Origin of the sequence: Nostoc sp., from assembly GCF_036916975.1 — a bacterium.
Taxonomy (GTDB): Bacteria; Cyanobacteriota; Cyanobacteriia; order Cyanobacteriales; family Nostocaceae; genus Nostoc.
Genome location: NZ_JBALFF010000070.1, coordinates 1 through 17,851 on the forward strand (window position 1 = coordinate 1; position 17,851 = coordinate 17,851).

General features: G+C 40.5%; 15 protein-coding genes and 2 pseudogenes. 7 read left to right on the forward strand and 10 right to left on the reverse strand.

From position 1 onward, the window contains the following. Nucleotides 1–185: 185 nt before the first annotated feature. Complete coding sequence (locus tag V7K73_RS17875) at nucleotides 186–362, forward strand: hypothetical protein (protein WP_334881916.1); 177 nt, start codon at nucleotides 186–188, stop codon at nucleotides 360–362. Nucleotides 363–891: 529 nt separating this feature from the next. On the opposite strand, the gene V7K73_RS17880 is transcribed toward V7K73_RS17875, so the two are convergent. The 7 genes and pseudogenes from V7K73_RS17880 to V7K73_RS17910 all read right to left on the reverse strand — a co-directional run bounded on the left by V7K73_RS17880 (nucleotide 892) and on the right by V7K73_RS17910 (nucleotide 7,355). Further along, entirely contained in the window at nucleotides 892–1,548 is a 657-nt protein-coding gene (locus tag V7K73_RS17880) for an SDR family oxidoreductase (RefSeq protein ID WP_334881929.1), read from the reverse strand. Nucleotides 1,549–1,676: 128 nt separating this feature from the next. Beyond that, a pseudogene (locus tag V7K73_RS17885) lies at nucleotides 1,677–1,934 on the reverse strand (cation:proton antiporter domain-containing protein); the annotation flags it as partial. A 317-nt stretch (nucleotides 1,935–2,251) separates the two neighbouring features. Further along, nucleotides 2,252–2,710, reverse strand: coding sequence for a cupin domain-containing protein (locus tag V7K73_RS17890; protein WP_334881918.1), 459 nt, complete (start codon nucleotides 2,708–2,710; stop codon nucleotides 2,252–2,254). A gap of 55 nt (nucleotides 2,711–2,765) precedes the next feature. Next, nucleotides 2,766–5,162 carry a glycoside hydrolase family 15 protein gene (locus tag V7K73_RS17895; protein ID WP_334881919.1) on the reverse strand — a complete coding sequence of 799 codons (2,397 nt, stop codon included), beginning with the start codon at nucleotides 5,160–5,162 and terminating at the stop codon, nucleotides 2,766–2,768. Between the two features lie 233 nt (nucleotides 5,163–5,395). Next, on the reverse strand, nucleotides 5,396–5,863 hold the full coding sequence (locus V7K73_RS17900; protein WP_334881920.1) for a permease: 468 nt from the start codon (nucleotides 5,861–5,863) through the stop codon (nucleotides 5,396–5,398). A gap of 35 nt (nucleotides 5,864–5,898) precedes the next feature. Beyond that, on the reverse strand, nucleotides 5,899–6,471 hold the full coding sequence (locus V7K73_RS17905) for an amylo-alpha-1,6-glucosidase (RefSeq protein WP_334881921.1): 573 nt from the start codon (nucleotides 6,469–6,471) through the stop codon (nucleotides 5,899–5,901). A gap of 71 nt (nucleotides 6,472–6,542) precedes the next feature. Then, the gene (locus tag V7K73_RS17910; RefSeq protein ID WP_334881922.1) at nucleotides 6,543–7,355 is read right to left on the reverse strand and encodes an SDR family oxidoreductase; all 813 of its coding nucleotides are present in this window, start codon (nucleotides 7,353–7,355) and stop codon (nucleotides 6,543–6,545) included. 425 nt (nucleotides 7,356–7,780) lie between these two features. On the opposite strand from V7K73_RS17910, the gene V7K73_RS17915 reads away from it, so the two are divergent. Continuing rightward, nucleotides 7,781–8,755, forward strand: a complete 975-nt coding sequence (locus V7K73_RS17915) for a VOC family protein (protein ID WP_334881923.1) — start codon at nucleotides 7,781–7,783, stop codon at nucleotides 8,753–8,755. Between the two features lie 367 nt (nucleotides 8,756–9,122). On the opposite strand, the gene V7K73_RS17920 is transcribed toward V7K73_RS17915, so the two are convergent. Together V7K73_RS17920 and V7K73_RS17925 are read right to left on the reverse strand one after the other, a co-directional pair. Beyond that, nucleotides 9,123–9,689, reverse strand: a complete 567-nt coding sequence (locus V7K73_RS17920) for a DoxX family protein (RefSeq protein WP_334881924.1) — start codon at nucleotides 9,687–9,689, stop codon at nucleotides 9,123–9,125. Beyond that, a complete protein-coding gene (locus V7K73_RS17925; protein WP_334881925.1) occupies nucleotides 9,686–10,639 on the reverse strand; it encodes an SMP-30/gluconolactonase/LRE family protein in 954 nt (317 codons plus the stop codon). The genes V7K73_RS17920 and V7K73_RS17925 overlap by 4 nt, the downstream gene beginning before the upstream one ends. Before the next feature lie 717 nt (nucleotides 10,640–11,356). Between V7K73_RS17925 and V7K73_RS17930 the strand changes: the two genes are divergently transcribed. The 5 genes from V7K73_RS17930 to V7K73_RS29905 all read left to right on the forward strand — a co-directional run bounded on the left by V7K73_RS17930 (nucleotide 11,357) and on the right by V7K73_RS29905 (nucleotide 16,557). Further along, the gene (locus V7K73_RS17930) at nucleotides 11,357–12,931 is read left to right on the forward strand and encodes a GMC family oxidoreductase (RefSeq protein WP_334881926.1); all 1,575 of its coding nucleotides are present in this window, start codon (nucleotides 11,357–11,359) and stop codon (nucleotides 12,929–12,931) included. A 108-nt stretch (nucleotides 12,932–13,039) separates the two neighbouring features. Next, a complete protein-coding gene (locus V7K73_RS17935) occupies nucleotides 13,040–13,420 on the forward strand; it encodes a hypothetical protein (protein ID WP_334699417.1) in 381 nt (126 codons plus the stop codon). 451 nt (nucleotides 13,421–13,871) lie between these two features. Further along, the gene (gene rppA, locus V7K73_RS17940) at nucleotides 13,872–14,606 is read left to right on the forward strand and encodes a two-component system response regulator RppA (RefSeq protein WP_334881927.1); all 735 of its coding nucleotides are present in this window, start codon (nucleotides 13,872–13,874) and stop codon (nucleotides 14,604–14,606) included. A 42-nt stretch (nucleotides 14,607–14,648) separates the two neighbouring features. Then, on the forward strand, nucleotides 14,649–15,983 hold the full coding sequence (rppB, locus tag V7K73_RS17945; RefSeq protein ID WP_334881928.1) for a two-component system sensor histidine kinase RppB: 1,335 nt from the start codon (nucleotides 14,649–14,651) through the stop codon (nucleotides 15,981–15,983). Between the two features lie 385 nt (nucleotides 15,984–16,368). Next, complete coding sequence (locus V7K73_RS29905) at nucleotides 16,369–16,557, forward strand: hypothetical protein (protein WP_442936775.1); 189 nt, start codon at nucleotides 16,369–16,371, stop codon at nucleotides 16,555–16,557. 185 nt (nucleotides 16,558–16,742) lie between these two features. Here V7K73_RS29905 and V7K73_RS17955 read toward each other — a convergent pair. Further along, nucleotides 16,743–17,414, reverse strand: a pseudogene (locus V7K73_RS17955) (IS1634 family transposase); the annotation flags it as partial. Nucleotides 17,415–17,851 lie beyond the last annotated feature (437 nt).

Sequence of the window (17,851 nt, forward strand, 5' to 3'; positions counted from 1 at the left end):
ATGGGCTGTGTGTGGATTTCGAGTTGTTGTTTTAGAAGACTATAACTCTACTACATCAGCCCTCTTTTTATACTCTTTTTTTGGCTACAGTATTGACTATTACAAGACCCAAGCTCAAAAAGGCTACCTCTAGTAAACCACAATCCCCGTATAAAAGGCTTCATGTGATTATCCCGATTGAAGATATGTTATGGGCATCACAGCAAAAGCCCTCAGTTACGCAATTATGGCAAGAATGCTGGACGGCTGACCCTTATGGTTCTCGGTGGATGCCCCAAAATTTACGCCGACCGATCGCAGGGCTGGAGCGTACAAATCAAATAATTCTTGTTCTACTGAATCGGCAGACCAGAACCACATAAGAAAAAGAAAACTCCTGCTGGGTGGCTAAATAAAATTTAGCATTTAGCGTGGGAAGTGTTGATGTGGGGACAAGTAGCGATGTCTACGACGGGCTACGCCTACGCAGAATTATGGCCACCTGAATTTGAATAACTCAGTCAGTTGAAAATTCAGTTTCGGGTGTAGAAGTCAAAACAGTTGATAAGGGGGAAAGTTCCGCGCCACCCGTGTCACAAACTGAAAAATGGTCGCATGAAGCAATAGTTGCGCGGTCAAATATGCGACCTGTAAGAAGGGAGAGACTAAATCGAGCAGCAAATTCACGGGAGAATCCAGGTTTTGACTTTTTGCTCTCGTGCTGGAATGATGATCCTGCCTTACAGATCGTGATTAAAAAGTTGCTGGCGAAGTTTCCGCAGTAGGGGATTGCGATTGTGGATGGGGTGCTGGGGAATTAGGAGGAGTAGTGAATCTGTACAATTGAGAAGAGTTTGGGCTTGCTGTTTAATACCCAGATACCCTTTTCTAGAGCATTACCCTGCAATGTAGTTAACTTGATGACACCTCAACGACATTTTGGGCAAAGCTTTTATAAGCATCGCCCATTTGTTTAGCTATCGAGTCAGGAAAGACGTGAAAATCCCCAGCTTTAAGAGCTTTTATTATCCCGTCTGCCACAAGTACAGGTGGCTGTGCAACCTCAGTTAGTCCTGCTGCATCGCCCATATCCGTGGCAATCGGGCCAGGGTGAACACTTAGCACAAGCGTGTCCTGCTCACTTAATAGTTCTCGTAATGCCTGAGTGATTGAATAGGCCGCAGCTTTTGAGGCACAGTAAGTGGCAGAGTCGGGAAAACCCTTGAGCGAAGCCACAGAATTGATTTGGGCAAAGACACCACCTCCATTGGCTTTGAGTACCGGGGCAAACGCCTGAGCCATGTAGATTAATCCATATACATTGATATTCATCTGAAATTCGAGAGCGGCGATCGCATTCTCAGCTAAGGGAGTTCCAGCTTGAAAGACTCCTGCATTATTGATAACAATTTGCACATCTGGGGCAGTTTGAGCAGCAGCAACAATAGATTGGGGATTACCTAAATCAACCTGAATTGGTACTACCCGATCACCGTATTGTTCAACCAATGAGGAGACACTGTTGAGCTGACGAACAGCCGCATAGACTTTGGTGGCTCCGTGTTCAATAAGCTAATAGGCATTTAAATTGCAACATAATCACTATTACCTTTATTTTTTCGTTTTCGATACCACTTAATTACTAATTCACCTTTATTTAAAAGTTTATCTAGTAAAAGCTTCAATTCATTAGAAACCTCTTTTAACTCTCCTAACTGTAGATTTAAACCACCCTCGAATAAAATCAGCGCCACTGAGAGGGAAACCACAACTTCTAAACCAATCCCCAGTAAAGAGGGATCTAAAAAATCAAACCCATCTCGTCCCAGAAGAATCCCAAACAGAAGTAGCAAGACTATACTAGGAATGTGAAAATAACCAGCTAAAACTTGAGCAGCAATACCAGCTACAACTGTTGCACTGATCAGAATAGTAATGGGCAAGGATTCTTCCATAGAAAATTTAAGTTGCGCTGTACAACCTCCTATAACCGAATACTCCTAAATTATGAGGTTTATATTTCAGGAAAAAAATGATCGCTATTTACGCTGTGCTGTACTAGCTTTTTAACAGGCTGATGCTGGCGCGACAGGCGGGAGCATAGTTTACTTCACTAAAGGAATATACTAACGCACTGCTAGCGATCGCTACTAACTCAATACGCTTGGGTTAAGGGCTACTGGCAACAATTTTGGGTTTTCGAGACGCGATAAATCGCCGTCTCTACAAATATTTTGTTGCTCATTCTGAACTGTATTGGCTACTAACTCACTTACCTAAATCGACAAGATTGGTCTACAGTCGGAGTCTCTTCAAATTGCACCATTATTAGAACAGCTGGCGCATCGCCTACTGTTCCAGATAAGTGACCTTTATGACCTTGCGCGTCTGCTTTCGTACCCTGATCTTCTCCAAAGGAAATTTCGCCTTCCCCCATCTCGACTCGCTGTCCGTCCATAGTCTCCACAAACCAGCGTCCCGACAAAGGGATGATCCACTGGGGTTTCGGGTTCTCATGCCAGTTACCAACCCATCCCACAGGTAACACAGTAAAGGTGATTGTAGCACCGGACTGCTTCAAATTAGAAAGCCACTGCGGTGAGGTATCCGGGGCTATGCCTTTTTCGATGAAGTCTTCAATTTGACAACGGGATTGGTGACTTATACCGTCGTTGTCAGTCCAGACGTGCCAGTATTCAATTGTTGGTTTGGGTGATGAGTTATTCTGCATAATAATGGCTCTTTTTGATCCGAAATGTATTGAAAGGCGAATTATAAATTAGGAATTACGAAATTCTCACCGTATAATTGTGTCCTTCCCATTTGCTGCTTTCAATCCAGAAAAAGGTAAAGTTGATTGGCTGTTGCTGATTATCAGAAATAGAAATATCTCCAAAATTAACTCCTAATTTTGTAGAAGTAGCAGGTGTATCTTTTACAGTTTGCCAATTATCATCTGACCAATGCAAATGAAAAGATGCTAAAGCGTGAATTCGCAGTGTATAACCTTTTTTAACTTTGTCTATTTGACGGTTAAACTTCCAAACTTCCAACGATTTACACTGCTTTCTTTCGCCTAGATATCGATTCGCCACCTGTGGAATCAAATCAAATACCTGACCATCATGATTTGACCGTAGCAGTTTGATATACTCCGAATGCGCCCACATCAAAGGCATTGCTGAACCTGTTGGTTTTCCTAAATACAGATGGTTTTCAGGTATATTTGCTTCATCCCAAACCTGTTCGGGTAGTAAACAAGTATCTGATGCAAATCCCTCCATCGCCTTGATATATGTTTTGACATCGCCGCCAACAGCTAATTCATAATGTCCCCGTTCTCCTGTTAAGAGAGGCCAAGCGCGTCCCTTGCCAAAACCGGTATAAGGACTGCCATCTTCTTGCTGTCCGTAGCCGTCGTGGTTGTAACGATGCCAACAAGCACCAGCAGGTGTATCGACTTTTAAAACTGCATCAATTACTTTGACAGAATCAACAATAATCGGGTCATCAGGTTTGCGAATTCCATAGCGTACTAATTGCAAAAACCCACCATCAACAATTTCATTCGCGGGAAATTCTGACGGTTCACCAGGTGGTTGACTGCTGATAACAAGAGTTCCTTGGTTAGGATTTTCGTTGGGTTGAGGATTATTAATATCTGTAGGAGTAATCCGAATGTAATGGCGTTTGATGCCAGAAACTAAAGTTCCTTCAGTAGTAACTGTCCAAGCTTCGATGTGAGATTCTAAAAAATCAGCGTATTCTTCGATAAAGTTTGCTGTTGCTTCATCGCCACGTTCACGAACAAATTGAGCAGCACAAATTAAGGCGGCAATATTAGATGCTAATGTTGATGGTGAATAACCGCTATTTTCTTCCCAGCGTTCTTGTTGGGTAGCTGGGCCATGACGAATTAAATAACCCGCCGCCCGTAAAATCATCGGATAAATATCGAAGTTTAAACAAGTTTTTTGCTGGTGCAATAGCCATGCTAATAGAATGGGAAATGCCACCTCGTCAAGCTGAATACCTATCCAATAAGGTTTCCCATCAACCCAGAAGTTTTGGGGAAAACCGCCGTCTTCCTGCTGACTGGTAGCGAGATAAATTAGCGATCGCACTGCTGTATCTGTTTCCCCAGCAGCCACTAAACCTGATACACTGCTAACCATATCCCGCGTCCAGACAAGGTGATATCCTCCTTGATCTTGGTCGTCTTTGGCTTCACCCCAAGGGATAGCCAGAGATGCAATCAACGCACCTGGATAAGTTTTGTCTTCATGTGCCAACAACAGACTAATGCTGTTGTGATACAACTTCCCATCATCATAAGAACTATTTTCTAATGAATGGATGCTGTCGCGCGATCGCTTCCACTGCTCGTTATATAGCTGTTTCTGCTTTTCAAAAGGAATATTAAGCGATTGAAAGAGTGTGGAAATTGCATTGTGCAGGTTTGTGCCAAATGCCAGTCCTAAAGTAAACTCTTTAGTGCTATCTAAATTTAGTTCTCCAGTCAGAGCAAGGTTGCCATCTACAGCACTGTCAAACTCCCAATCCATCTGAAAATTATCAGCTAAATCTGTCCAGCCGTCACTTTCACCAACGTAGCCACAAGAAATCCGGGTAAAAGGAATTGTTGCACCCAGCGCTAACCATCTTCCTCCTTTCTCGGCTGTGACAATTCGATGTCCAGCAACTTGTACAGCGTAACCATTATTCCCTCTACCTCCAACTTCCAGATGTGGCGCACACAAAGCGTATAGCTGGAGTTGGGAAATAAAATCGCTATCTCCTGTTAATTTTGTGCGTTGTAAAATACAGGATAAATGCGGGTCAGCAATTACTTCTTTGATGACAGCATAACGCCCTTGTGGATCGGAATTAGTGATGCGATATCCTAAACCATGAGTCCACATCGGTTCAACTTTTGATTCAAGATGGCGCTTCTCTTCGTGAAAAAAGCTTTTTCCATCGGAAATTAGATACTGCAAGTCCCGAACTTGGGGACTGTCTACTGTGGGATGGTAGATTTCAGTAACAACACCATTCCAGATAGTAAACCAAATGTTACTAGAGGTAGAGTAAGCTGTTCCGATTCCATCTTTATTGGAATGAGTCCATCGAGGCTCGATACCCGGTGAGCCAAATGCTTGTCCTTGACCAAGAATTTCTACCATAATTTGTTATGCAGTTCAGTGCTGTAATTGATATTTATTTGATTAAAAAATTATTGAGAAGTTTGAGAAGTTCTTCGAGCAGTAGTTAAGGATTTAGCTTCAATAAAAATTTTGTTTACCCTTTGTCGGCAAAAACTCTTTTAAAGCTACAGTCCAAGAATAACCCTCTAATAATATTGCCATACCTAACACAATATAATTCCACATTGGGTCTTCTAAAGGGCTAGGGTTAATTAAATGAGTAATTCCCTCACAAATGGTTTTAGGAATACTTTAAACAGAAATACTAATATGACAATCATCAATAGCCCACCCACATACTCAGCCAGGGTAAATTGCCACCCCATTAATACTGCCAAGATAATGCCTAGTTCAATGACTAAATTAGTTGAGGCAAATTGAAATGCGATCGCTGCTGTAAAGTTACCACCTTTGCAAAAGATGGAACGGGCAAGGGCGACAGAAGCATAAGAACATGACGATGAAGCTGCACCCAAACCACAGGCTACTGCGATCGATTTTGGTGACGCATCTGGTAGTAGTCGGCTCATTTCCCCTTTGGAAATTACTGCTTGAACAATACCTGATAGTGTAAAACCAAGAATGAGCGCCCAAAGAATTTCCCAGAACATAGAAAATGTCATGCTGAGTGCTAGGAAAATTCCATTTATGGGATCGCTAAAAGGGTTTATAGTGTTCATTTTTATCAATTATCAGAATAGTTTTATCCCAATTCCTAAACGTAGCCTTGCACTTCACACAAAGCGATTGGCGGCTCAACTAACTGCCCATCGGGGTAAACTATTGCATCACCCGAATCTTTCCAGCCTTGATTGCGTAATCCTTTTGGTGAACGAGTTAAATACTCAACAAAGCCATCCCCGTCAAAGTCGCCGTATTTATCAATCCAACTTAGTGCCTTTTCCAGTGGCGTTCGACACTCATCAAGCATACTGACATCGGCGTTCCAGTTAAAGGCTTCAGCTAAAGTAACAATCCACAGAATGGTAGTATCTACTGTTCCGTAGTAGGGATGATATGGAAGTAAGTTTAGTGTGGTTAACTCGTCGCGGCGCATTTCGTGCAGCATTTTGCCCGGTTGGGCATCGTGCCAATCATCCAACTCAGTAGCCTGGAGTTGAGCCAGTTTCAGTAACGTGCCACGGGCAAATTCATGATAAACTGCGATCGCTTGCAAGCTAGAAATTATTGAGTTACGTCCAAAAACAGCAACAAACCAGGGAATACCAGCAGCAGGCATCCAAAATTGATGTCCATTATCATCCACCTCAATCCGCAACGCTCCCATATCTGCGATAAAGTCTTACTGCATCTAAGTTTCTTAATTGCGAATTGCGAATTGCGAATTGCGAATTGGTATTAACCATTCTCTGTAAAACCCGGATACAAGGTCATGCCACCATCTACAAATAGTGTTGTACCGTTGACATAATCAGAGTCATCAGAAGCCAACCAAACTGCTGCTTTGGCGATGTCTTCTACATCTCCCACACGTTTTGCTGGAATCAGTTTTAGTAAATTTGCCTCTGCTTGTGGAGTATCCCAAGCTGATTTATTAATTGGAGTTTTTATTGCACCAGGAGCAATACTATTAACACGAATTTTGTGAGGAGCAAGTTCTTGGGCAATACTTTGCATCATCATATTAATACCACCCTTGCTAGTAGCATAATTGACGTGACCTGCCCAAGGAATTACCTGATGGACGGAACTCATGCAAATAATTTTACCTGCCGCACAAGAAATATCAGGCTTCACACCTCGACGCAAGAATTCCTTTGCGGCTTCCCTAGCACACAAGAATTGTCCCGTTAGATTTATCCCAATCACTGCATTCCATTGATCGAGGGTCATATCTATAAATGCTGAGTCTTTTTGAATGCCTGCATTACTTACTAAAATATCAATAGTGCCAAATTGTTTAAGCGTCTGGCTGAACATTGCCTTTACTTGGTCTTCTTTGCTGACATCAGCTTGAATAGCGAACGCTTCTCCATTATTAGCTTTGATATCATCAACAATTTTTTGGGCTGATTCAGCTTCCGAATGATAGTTAATAGCTACTGCTGCACCTGATGCAGCCAAATAGCGAGCGATCGCTTCACCAATTCCAGAACTACCACCTGTCACAAGTGCTTTTTGACCTTTAAGCAGATAAGGGGAATAACTCATAATACTTTTTCAGAATTTTTGCTATGTATTTTCATTTGCAAAGTTTGAGGATAGCTGATATTGAAAACTTATGATTGAATCCAAATTGAAGCAAGCTGTCCTACGTTGAACTTTTTATACCAATTACACATTTTGCTTATGTGTTTAATTTTTGACAGCTATTTTGGTGATTCTGGCATTACTTTAGAGGTTTGCAAGAATGAACGCTTCTAGCCATTGGTATAATAAATATCTCTACCGAAAGAACTATAAAAATTTCATCACGATTTCATTATTGGATGAAATCTTTAAAGGATAAAGTCAGTTGCATGTCTTTTTTAAGCTAGAGATAAATTTTATAATATTTTTTATATTGATTGATTTATACAAGACTCATATTGAATTTTTGCGAAGCTAGTACAGAATAAGTACAAACTCTGTTGAATATGTCTAATCAAACCGATGTACAAGTACAAAGAATTAGAGCTATTGGCTTAACAGTGACAAACGGCGAGCGCTCTTTGGAATTCTATACACAAGCACTTGCTTTTGAACTCATTTCTGACATTACTGTTGAAGGACAGGATTATAGCGACTTAGAAGGTGTGACTGGGGCAAAAATTCGCATTATCACTTTACGATTAGGTGATGAACTTGTCGAGTTGATGGAGTATCTTAATATTCAGGGTAAACCCATCCCCAGCTATTCACAAAGTAATGACCTGTGGTTTCAACATCTGGCAATTGTAGTGATTGATATGGATCGTGCTTATGCTCACTTGCGTTCATTTCCCATTGAACCAATTTCGGTTGCGCCACAGACAATACCACCTGAAAATGAAGCATCTGGTGGTGTCCGCGCCTTCAAGTTTAAAGACCCTGATGGTCATGATTTAGAGTTAATTTGGTTTCCGCCTGATAAAGGACAAGATAAATGGCATCAAAATAGCCATAGCTTGTTTTTGGGAATCGATCATAGTGCAATCGTAATTTCCAATACCGAGCAGAGTCTACACTTTTACCGCGACCTTCTGGGAATGCAAATTGATAGCCGCGGTCTCAACTGGCGTGCAACCCAATCTCGCTTGGATAATTTACCAGGAGCCGAAGTCAAAATTACAGCATTGCGACCTGTTCAAGATGATGTGGGAATTGAACTGTTAGACTATATTGTGCCTGGAAAAGGCCGCCCAATGCCGAGTTACTGGAAAAGTTGCGATATTGCACATATCCAAATTGAGCTAGTTGTAAATAATCTTGAGCAGTTAGTGGATAAGCTACGGCGTAACGGGGTTCAGTTTGTATCATCGCGGATTGTGCAGTTTAGTGATCGCTCTTTTCCTTATCGCCAAGGTTGTTTAGTTAAAGACCCTGACGGACACGCAATATTGCTAATTGTGAATAATACCAATTCTGTGTAAAAATGCGCTTATAAACTAGTTATCTGGGACAGTGTAGTATTATACATTTTCCTCAGTAACATAATTTGCAACCAGAATGCGCTTTGGATATACTCCTAAATCTTGGTTATAAAAATCAGATGAAAATTCGTTTAAATTACCAGTTTCTAGAGCAGAAACAAATTCTCTTGGTAGTAATGAAATTAGATTTTCTTTAGGACACCCAGTAGTTTAGCCTAATAGCATGGAGATATAGGACTCCTATTTGATTTTTGAACAATCAAGCTGCCTAGAAGCTTGACATACAAAGCTTGACTTCTCAGTATACTGAGCAAGATTCAAGTAGGATTCCTATAGACATGTATCCACCTCGAAACATGAGTGATGTTCACCGCCCAAAAATCAAAGCATCGAGCGAATAAGCACCAGGGCCTAAAACCGCGATCGCAATTAACATAACGCAATACATAAACGCCTTTTCCCAACTTGGCGGTTCACCTTGTCCTAAAGCACCCTGATACTGTTCTTGAGGAATTAAGTATGGATCTTGGGCTACAAAGGGCTTACTTCCAGTGATGTGCAAATATATTGCAAAAATCATTGAGCCGAGAATGGGCAAAGTTGCTAAGAGTGTGAGGAATCCAATAATCAGAAAAATTCCGCCACCTAACATCGACACAGCTGATAAAAAGCAAAGAAAGACAGGCATTTTTAGAGAATCAGCCCACCGTCGAAGATGCGTTATCTTGGGATAGCCGTGTAGTATAAACAACCAGCCAAGGCTAACTCTGAGAAGTAAAAGTGCCAATCCTGGGAATCCGTCAGGATACACAGGAGAAAGTGAACTTAACAAGTGTGGACTTAGCTGTGGGAAATTAAATGCAGCTAGGAAAAAAGCGAGTTCCTTCGGAATAGCTCCGCTTAACGCTACACCCACCGCAAATTGATAAATCATAGTTGTACACCACGGGTATTAAGGTCGATAACATATAACGAATGACCGGCTGTGATAAATAAGCGTTCACGTTCGCGTAACGTGTCCGCAGGACTCAGTGTCCCTGAAAGGGAATCGCTTTCTTTACCACCGAAAGTCAGGTTAGCTGATGTCTCCGGTACAATAATTTTTCCTAAGCGAGTTCCGTCGGGGGCATATATCTGCACGCTATCTTGAGAACTAGTAAAAACATTGCCATGTTCGTCAACCCTCAGTCCATCCGGTTGTCCTGGCTCAATGACTGCAAATACACGCCCATTCTTTACATAGCCATCGCCCACAACCTCATAAATGCGAATATGATGAGGCCCCCCAGGAATATTAAACGCAGCTGTATCTGAAACATACAGCATGCTTTCGTCTGGACTGAAAGCCAACCCATTAGGGCGTACCATATCTGTTACTACAGGATAAATCTCACCTGTTGCTGGATCAAAGCGATAGACGTAACTTCCCGGTTGTTCCTGTTCGCCGCCGTAACCTTGGTTTGGCTCGGTAATCCCATAAGGCGGATCGGTGAACCAAATTGTACCGTCACTTTTTACTACCAAATCATTTGGACTGTTCAGGCGTTTGTTGTCGTAGCGATCGACTAAAACCTTCCATTCACCATTGTCTTCGCGTCGGATAATAGCACGCAGACCAGAGGAACAGGCAACCAGACGACCCTCTAAGTCACGGTAATTACCGCTTTGGTAATCAGATGGATCTCGTAGGACAGTCACATTGTCAGTGGCACTCCACCGCAACAGGCGGTTGCCGTGAGCATCGCTCCACACAACGCTATCATCTTCATGGAAGTAAACAGGCCCCTCGCTATGGACTGCACCGTTGGCTAGCTCCTGGAGTAAAGCACCGGGGCGTACAATAGCAAGGAGGCGATCGTCATAAATCTCAATGGCTTCAGGCATAGAAATCTCCTGTTATTTAACTTGGCTACTGACGATAAATAGCAGGTCTGAATTAATACTAAAATACTGTAGATGTATATTTAATATCGTGCAACAAACTGAGTGTAAAATTTCTAGCTATTTTCATCAGTTACTAAAATACTAAGTAAGTCGGTGTTAAAAAATCAACCTGTGTAACGAAGTGTAAAGTTAAGAAAGAGCTTATAAATAAATCATTCCAGGGTTTTTATAAAACTCAATATACCTTGGTTTTATCGCGCCGACTTACTTATATTGAAGTTAATCATTATAAAGCTAATTCTTACTTTATTGATCTCCCTTAAGATTGAACCATAGATATATATTGCACAAAAAGACTATTTTTGTTCAAAATTAAATATTTTTTAACACAATCGAATTAATAGCTTCATCAAAAATAGTAAAATTTATTTACTATTTTTGTAAATAGATTATATGCCTAATTCACACAATAGAAATAAAAAATGAAATTAAAATGAAATACTAACCTGTCTTTAGGCATAAATAAATATTAATCCATTGGAGAGAAGCAATATTGTAATTAAAGCTTTAGTGTAAGCATAAGAATCTGTCTTTAGAGCTATTTAAATTTTGAGAAAACCTATGAAAACCTATAAATTAACTTAAACTATTGCCAAATTACTTTGCCGCCTCAAAGAAATTAAACCGTAATTAATATGAGATTACCAATTATCAATTATGACTAGCATCACAGAACATTACGACATCATTATTATCGGTACAGGAGCCGGTGGAGGCACATTAGCTCACCGCCTTGCACCCACAGGTAAAAAAATTCTCGTGCTGGAAAGAGGCGACTTTTTACCGAGAGAAAAGGCTAACTGGAATCCAGAGGAAGTCTATCAAAAACATCGTTACCATACTGATGAGCAATGGTATAACAAGGAAGATGAAGCCTTTCAGCCCCAGACAGGCTACTGGGTTGGTGGCAATACCAAACTCTACGGTGCAGCCCTAATTAGATTCCGGGAGCGAGATTTTGAAAGGGTAATTCATAAAGGAGGAATTTCTCCAGAATGGCCTTTGAAGTATCAAGACCTTGAGCCATACTACACGCAAGCAGAAAAGCTATATGACGTGCATGGACAGGAAGGAGAAGACCCCACAGAACCACCTCGCAGCGAACCATATCCTTATCCGCCAGTCAGTCATGAGCCAGATATGCAGTCCCTTGCTGATGGCATTCGGGAACTGGGTTATTATCCATTTCACCTACCACTAGGATTAAAGCTGAATGAAAGCGATCGCACCAAAAGTCCCTGCATTCGCTGCGATACCTTTGATGGATACCCCTGTCTGGTACAGGCAAAAGCCGATGCTGATGTCAACGCCATTCGTCCGGCTCGTGAAAAGTATGCCAATGTTACTCTTTTAACTAATGCCAAAGTCTTGCGGCTGCACACCAGTGAGTCGGGGCGAGAAGTGACGAAAGTAGAAACTGAAATTGGAGGAGAGCAACATTGGTTCACAAGCGATATTGTGGTTGTTGCCTGTGGTTCTGTGAACTCAGCTGCTTTGCTGTTGCGCTCTGCGAATGACAAACATCCCAACGGATTAGCAAATAGTTCCGATCAGGTGGGGCGGAATTTTATGAAGCAACTGGAAACGGCTATAGTTTCCATACACCTAGAGGTGAATCACGCTAACTTTCAAAAAACGATCGCTGTCAACGATTTTTACTGGGGAGAGCCGGATTTTCCTTTTCCGATGGGCATGGTGCAGAATACAGGTAATGTACTTGCCGATATGATTCCCGGAGAAGCCCCGCCACTGATGGCTCCATTTGTCAAGCTGATTCCTCATTTTGAGCGCCATTTGTTGGCCGAGCGATCGGTTGGCTGGTGGTTGCAAACAGAAGATTTACCAGATCCGAATAATCGGATTCGGGTGGTGGGCGATAATATTCATGTTGATTATACACTGAATAATACCGAAGCAAGCGATCGCTTAATTCACCGATGGACATCTGTACTCAAGTCAATCCCTCACTCTGCTAAACACGTTCTGCCATTTAGCCTTTATCCCCGCACTCACCTACCGGAACAAGCAGTTGCTCATCAATGTGGTAGTTGTCGATTTGGCACAGATCCCAAAACCTCAGTCCTTGACATTAATTGCCGTACTCATGATGTCGATAATCTCTATGTGGTAGATAGTAGTTTCTTTCCGTCAAATTCCGGTGCTAACCCAACACTCACGATTATGGCAAATGCGTTGCGTGTTGGCGATCTGCTTGCAGCACGCTGCGTGTAGCAAGGTTCGACCTTGGCATCCCGTAGGCAAGGGTACACTAACGCATAGCTTAACGATTGAAATGAACAGGTTATTGGTCAAGAGTAAATAGCAAAAAGGAGAAACATTATGACGAAGGATGAACGACAAATTACACCAATTGAGCAACCACAGATTCAATCTCAACAGGACGAGTCAGAACAGATAGATTCTGATCCCTTAGCGACAGGTCTAGGTGTTGTGGGAGGTGGCTTTGCAGGAGCCGCACTGGGTCGCTCAATTGGTGGTAAGATGGGTGCTGCAATTGGTGGGCTTGCAGGGGCAATTACTGGTGGGCTTGCAGCCAATAAGTTGGCAGAATATGTAGAGGAATTTACTGAAGAACTCGAACCGACAGTTGGATTGGGATTAGGAGCAAATCACAAACCAATTGAATTACCTAGTCACTATAGTTGGGAAGAACTACAAGCACTATCAAAACCTCAAGGTGAAAAAATGCAAGCTACATAAACAAAAAATTAATTACGAATTACGAATTAATCCAAAATAATCATGTCAATAAAGGCAACCCACAGTCACAATTGAGTTATATTTTTACGAAGAAAATGTTTTTGTGACAACTATCAATAACATAGTTGTCACATCATTTATAAAATAGCTCTACCAGTCCTAAATCATTCGTAAAAATCCCTATTTATTACCTCTCTTTGTCCTCTATATCTCTGTGGTTCGATTCAAAAAATATTTTCCAAAACTCATTTATGATTGCTATATAAAGTTTGCTTCCTACTATTGAGATAATAAGTATTGAGAACTCAACAAGCAGAAAAACTTTATTTTTGTATAAATCAAAAACTATGCAGGCATCAATATTTATTTCTTAAGTAGAATAAAAATTTTATAATTATTTCACTTTTTTGTGAAAGCGTAATTAAAGAAGGTTTTTAGCATTGGGTTGACTATGCGGCTGATATTAGTTGAGGATGAAGCAGATTTAGGTGCAGCAATCAAACAAGTCCTGAGCCATGAGGCGTATATAGTTGACTGGTTTCTAGATGGTACTCAGGCATGGCAATATTTAGAAACTGGCTGGACTGAGTACACACTTGCGATTTTTGATTGGATGCTGCCTGGAGTTTCGGGGATAGAGTTGTGTAAATGGTTGCGATCGCGTCAATTAACTCTGCCTGTATTAATGCTAACGGCTAAAGACCGAATGGAGGAAAAGATTATTGGTCTAGATAGCGGTGCAGATGATTATTTGGTTAAACCCTTTGATATGGCAGAACTGCTGGCAAGATTGCGGGCATTGCAACGGCGATCCTCTTACGTAGGAACAACGCTGACACCTCAAGTCCAACCCCGCCGCTTACAAGTAGGTTGCCTGACGCTCAATTACAGTACTCATCAACTTACTCGCCAGTATTGTCACGGAGAAAATCAAGTATTCTCTTTAACTGTCAAGGAATTTCAATTGTTGGAATATTTCATGAGACATCCTAACCAAATTATCAGCCGCGACCAAATTATTAATCAGCTTTGGGAAATTGGTGCAGAACCAGTTAGTAATGTCGTAGCAGCACAAATTCGCTTATTGAGACGCAAATTAGGAGAAGAAGAGAACGAATCTTTGATTGAAACTGTTTATGGTGTGGGCTATCGTCTCAATATTCCGGCTGCGGAAATAGGCAGATGATTTCTGCTAAGACAGCGACACTTTCAGCAAGGTTATAGAAATATGGAACGCAATCCCATTTTCCAGCAGACTCGGTTGCGGCTGGCAGCTTGGTATACTCTCGTCATGGGCGGTATTTTAGGGCTATCTAGTTTGGGGGTTTATAGTGTGGTTGCCCATGCCTACTATGAAAGCATAGACCAGGGATTGCAATCAGTCGCAAACGCACTCCATAAAAGCATTGAACCGGCTTGGCAACAACCCGGACAATTACAACGGCTGAATAAAGAATTTTCTTTAGAATTATGTGTGGCTCAGACAAATTGTTTGCCTAAAACAACAGCTATTAAAAAATCAATCACAGAAGCGGCGAATCCAGTTAATTACTATATACGCCTATTGGATCGCTCAGGAAAACTTTTTGCTAGTGGAGGTATGGAATTTGACAAGTTACCGATTACCTCAAAATTACAGTATTGGCAAATCTTAACAGATTCTTCTGGCGCTCGATACCGCGAAATCACTTTACCTTTGTATACTCAAAAACAGGTTTCGGGTTATCTACAAGTGGCGCGTAGTATCACTGATTTAGACCAACATCTTACTTATTTAAGATTAGCTTTGGTATTGGGATTGCCAATTTCCATGATTTTCGTTGGTTTGTCTAGTTGGTGGTTGGCAGGAAGGGCAATGCAACCTGTATATCTTTCCTACCAACAAATGCAACAATTTACTGCTGATGCTGCCCATGAGTTTCGCACACCTTTAGCAGCAATGTACTCTACTATTGAAGCTGCTATCAAGTTACAGCAAGAACCAAAATCCAATGGTGGAATTTTAGATGTACTCAAACGCCAAAATCGGCGATTATCACAATTAGTAGGAGATTTGCTGTTATTAACGAGGATAGATCAAAAACAACTAACAGGAGAATATCAGCCTTGCTGTTTGAATGATTTAATTAGCGATTTAACTGAGGAATTAGCATTTTTGGCAGTAGAAACTAAAGTCAATCTCTTTAAACAGGTGCAAGTCTCAGAAAAACTGTATGTGATGGGAAATGAAGAACAGCTTTATCGCTTAATTTCCAACTTAATTGCCAATGCAATTCAAGCCACATCTAGCGGTGGAAAAGTCACGGTTTTTTTGGAAAAAAGTGAGCTTTACGCCATGATTAAAATTCAAGATACAGGAATTGGTATTGCTGTTGAACATCAACAGCGAATTTTCGATCGCTTCTACCGAGTAGATCGCGACCGCTCTCGTACCTCTGGCGGTTCGGGTTTGGGATTAGCCATCGCAATCGCGATCGCCAGAGCGCATAAAGGCAATATTCAAGTTCAAAGTCAACCTGGGCTAGGTAGTACATTTACAGTTCGACTTCCTCTTTCATCGTGATTTCTGGAAATAAATGTTGCTATCTAGTGCATTTTTTATCTTGATAACGATATTCTATGCTAAGTAAGTTGGTGGGAATGAACCAAATTATATTACGAAACATAAATATGCTTAAAACCCTTACCAATGACCAATGACAAAGGACTAATGACTAATGACAGTCACCGCCAGTTAGCTTTAATTACACCAACTTACTTAAAGATTTTGTTTAAAATCCAGAATCTAAAATCATTTGATTTGGAGGAGTTTTGATAAATAATATTCGCGATCGCTTTAGGGGTTTTAAGCGCAAAAGGGTTGAACCATCACAACTAAAACAGTTGGTACATGAGTTGTTGGAAGAGTCTAGTCTCGACGCAACATATCTGATTTTGATTATTGGCTCATGTGCGTTAGCGAAGCTCCTCCGAAGGAGATCGCCACATTTGGCCTACTTGCCAATAGCACTGCTGTAATTATCGGCGCAATGATTATCGCACCTCTGATGTTGCCAATTCGAGGTTTAGCCTTTGGTGCATTAATTGGAACCCACATTCCGCACTTCAATTTGAAATACGGGAGAATTACAAAATAGATAAAACCAAAAAATTCAGGATAATCAATAAAAAAGTGATGAAAATTTTTCTTTTTAAAATAAATAATTAAACATAAAATATTTAACTGATAAAATATGTTTTATAGGCACTATAAATTCGAGGAACAATTACTATTCCTTTGGATGTTGATAAATCGTTATTCAATATCGACACAGTGTTTAGATTAAGAAAGTAAATAATATTTTTGGCAAGATGAAGGCAGATTATTTAAAATAAAATTCCGCTCTTCTGTTAAATTAACAATTTGACGAACGCCATTTAAAGTTAAAATATGAATTCCTTGGAAACATTGAAAGACCCATCTTAATGTAGGGTTGAGTGTTAACTTTCTCAGTTGATTTCTGATTCCAATTTTGGCTCTTTTTAAGCTATTTCTCAATTCCCTTTGACCCAGATTATAAACTAACAAACACAGAGACATTAAAAATAACATCGTCTCTATTCTTTCAGGATTCTCCACAAAGAAGCTATCAGCAAAGAATAAAGGATCTTTGAGAAACCTAAATCCTCTCTCACAGGACTGTTGATTCTTATAATTTGTAATAATTTCTTCTGGTTCTAACTTCTCGTCGCCAACTACATTAGTCGCTAAAATAAATCTTCCAGCTTCTTTTCTTTGTATTTCTATTTCTTCTGTTTTTTCATAACCCAATCCTGACATTTTATAAATGGTCTTATTATCTTTTGAGGTAATTTCAATAATTTGAATCTCTTTGATGGCAAACATTTTGAGATTTTTATTAATTCCTTTTAGTTTATATCGAGCCTGTTCTGGAGTTTCAAAATCTTCTTTTTTTAATTCTTTAAGAAGTTTTTCAACTTTATCTTTTTCTTTGATGATCAATATTTTTTATTTCTGCTTTTGATATTGGAGACATTTTTACTCCTCAAATATTTTTGAGTTTTTTTGATTGTCTCACGAGTGGTATCATGCTAAGAAAAACATCATAAACCAATGTATATTTAGTTTTGTGAAAAGCTTGAAACCAAGTATTTATAGGCTATGCAACCTGCTGTATACTTCATCACTCTTGGTTTATCTTTAATGTCGGCTTACTTAAGTATTTCAGTATCTTTATTTACTCGTGTTAAAGAACAATTGGCTAATATTTTGTACTACAATTTGAAGTGCGGAATGTAGGTTATCAAGCTACCTTACTGCACAAAGAATTTGCCCAGGGACTTCCAGAAAATAAAATATACATCTAAAATAATGATAATCATTCCGATGGGGAAGGGAGAGGCTGCCGTTGGCAGCCTCTCCCTTCCCTT

What these genes read in the sequence shown, in the direction of transcription:
- V7K73_RS17875 (WP_334881916.1), top strand. Translation starts at nt 186, where the DNA reads ATGTTATGGGCATCACAGCAAAAGCCCTCAGTTACGCAATTATGGCAA.
- V7K73_RS17890 (WP_334881918.1), bottom strand. Translation starts at nt 2,710, where the DNA reads ATGCAGAATAACTCATCACCCAAACCAACAATTGAATACTGGCACGTC.
- V7K73_RS17895 (WP_334881919.1), bottom strand. Translation starts at nt 5,162, where the DNA reads ATGGTAGAAATTCTTGGTCAAGGACAAGCATTTGGCTCACCGGGTATC.
- V7K73_RS17900 (WP_334881920.1), bottom strand. Translation starts at nt 5,863, where the DNA reads ATGAACACTATAAACCCTTTTAGCGATCCCATAAATGGAATTTTCCTA.
- V7K73_RS17905 (WP_334881921.1), bottom strand. Translation starts at nt 6,471, where the DNA reads ATGGGAGCGTTGCGGATTGAGGTGGATGATAATGGACATCAATTTTGG.
- V7K73_RS17910 (WP_334881922.1), bottom strand. Translation starts at nt 7,355, where the DNA reads ATGAGTTATTCCCCTTATCTGCTTAAAGGTCAAAAAGCACTTGTGACA.
- V7K73_RS17915 (WP_334881923.1), top strand. Translation starts at nt 7,781, where the DNA reads ATGTCTAATCAAACCGATGTACAAGTACAAAGAATTAGAGCTATTGGC.
- V7K73_RS17920 (WP_334881924.1), bottom strand. Translation starts at nt 9,689, where the DNA reads ATGATTTATCAATTTGCGGTGGGTGTAGCGTTAAGCGGAGCTATTCCG.
- V7K73_RS17925 (WP_334881925.1), bottom strand. Translation starts at nt 10,639, where the DNA reads ATGCCTGAAGCCATTGAGATTTATGACGATCGCCTCCTTGCTATTGTA.
- V7K73_RS17930 (WP_334881926.1), top strand. Translation starts at nt 11,357, where the DNA reads ATGACTAGCATCACAGAACATTACGACATCATTATTATCGGTACAGGA.
- V7K73_RS17935 (WP_334699417.1), top strand. Translation starts at nt 13,040, where the DNA reads ATGACGAAGGATGAACGACAAATTACACCAATTGAGCAACCACAGATT.
- rppA (WP_334881927.1), top strand. Translation starts at nt 13,872, where the DNA reads ATGCGGCTGATATTAGTTGAGGATGAAGCAGATTTAGGTGCAGCAATC.
- rppB (WP_334881928.1), top strand. Translation starts at nt 14,649, where the DNA reads ATGGAACGCAATCCCATTTTCCAGCAGACTCGGTTGCGGCTGGCAGCT.
- V7K73_RS29905 (WP_442936775.1), top strand. Translation starts at nt 16,369, where the DNA reads ATGTGCGTTAGCGAAGCTCCTCCGAAGGAGATCGCCACATTTGGCCTA.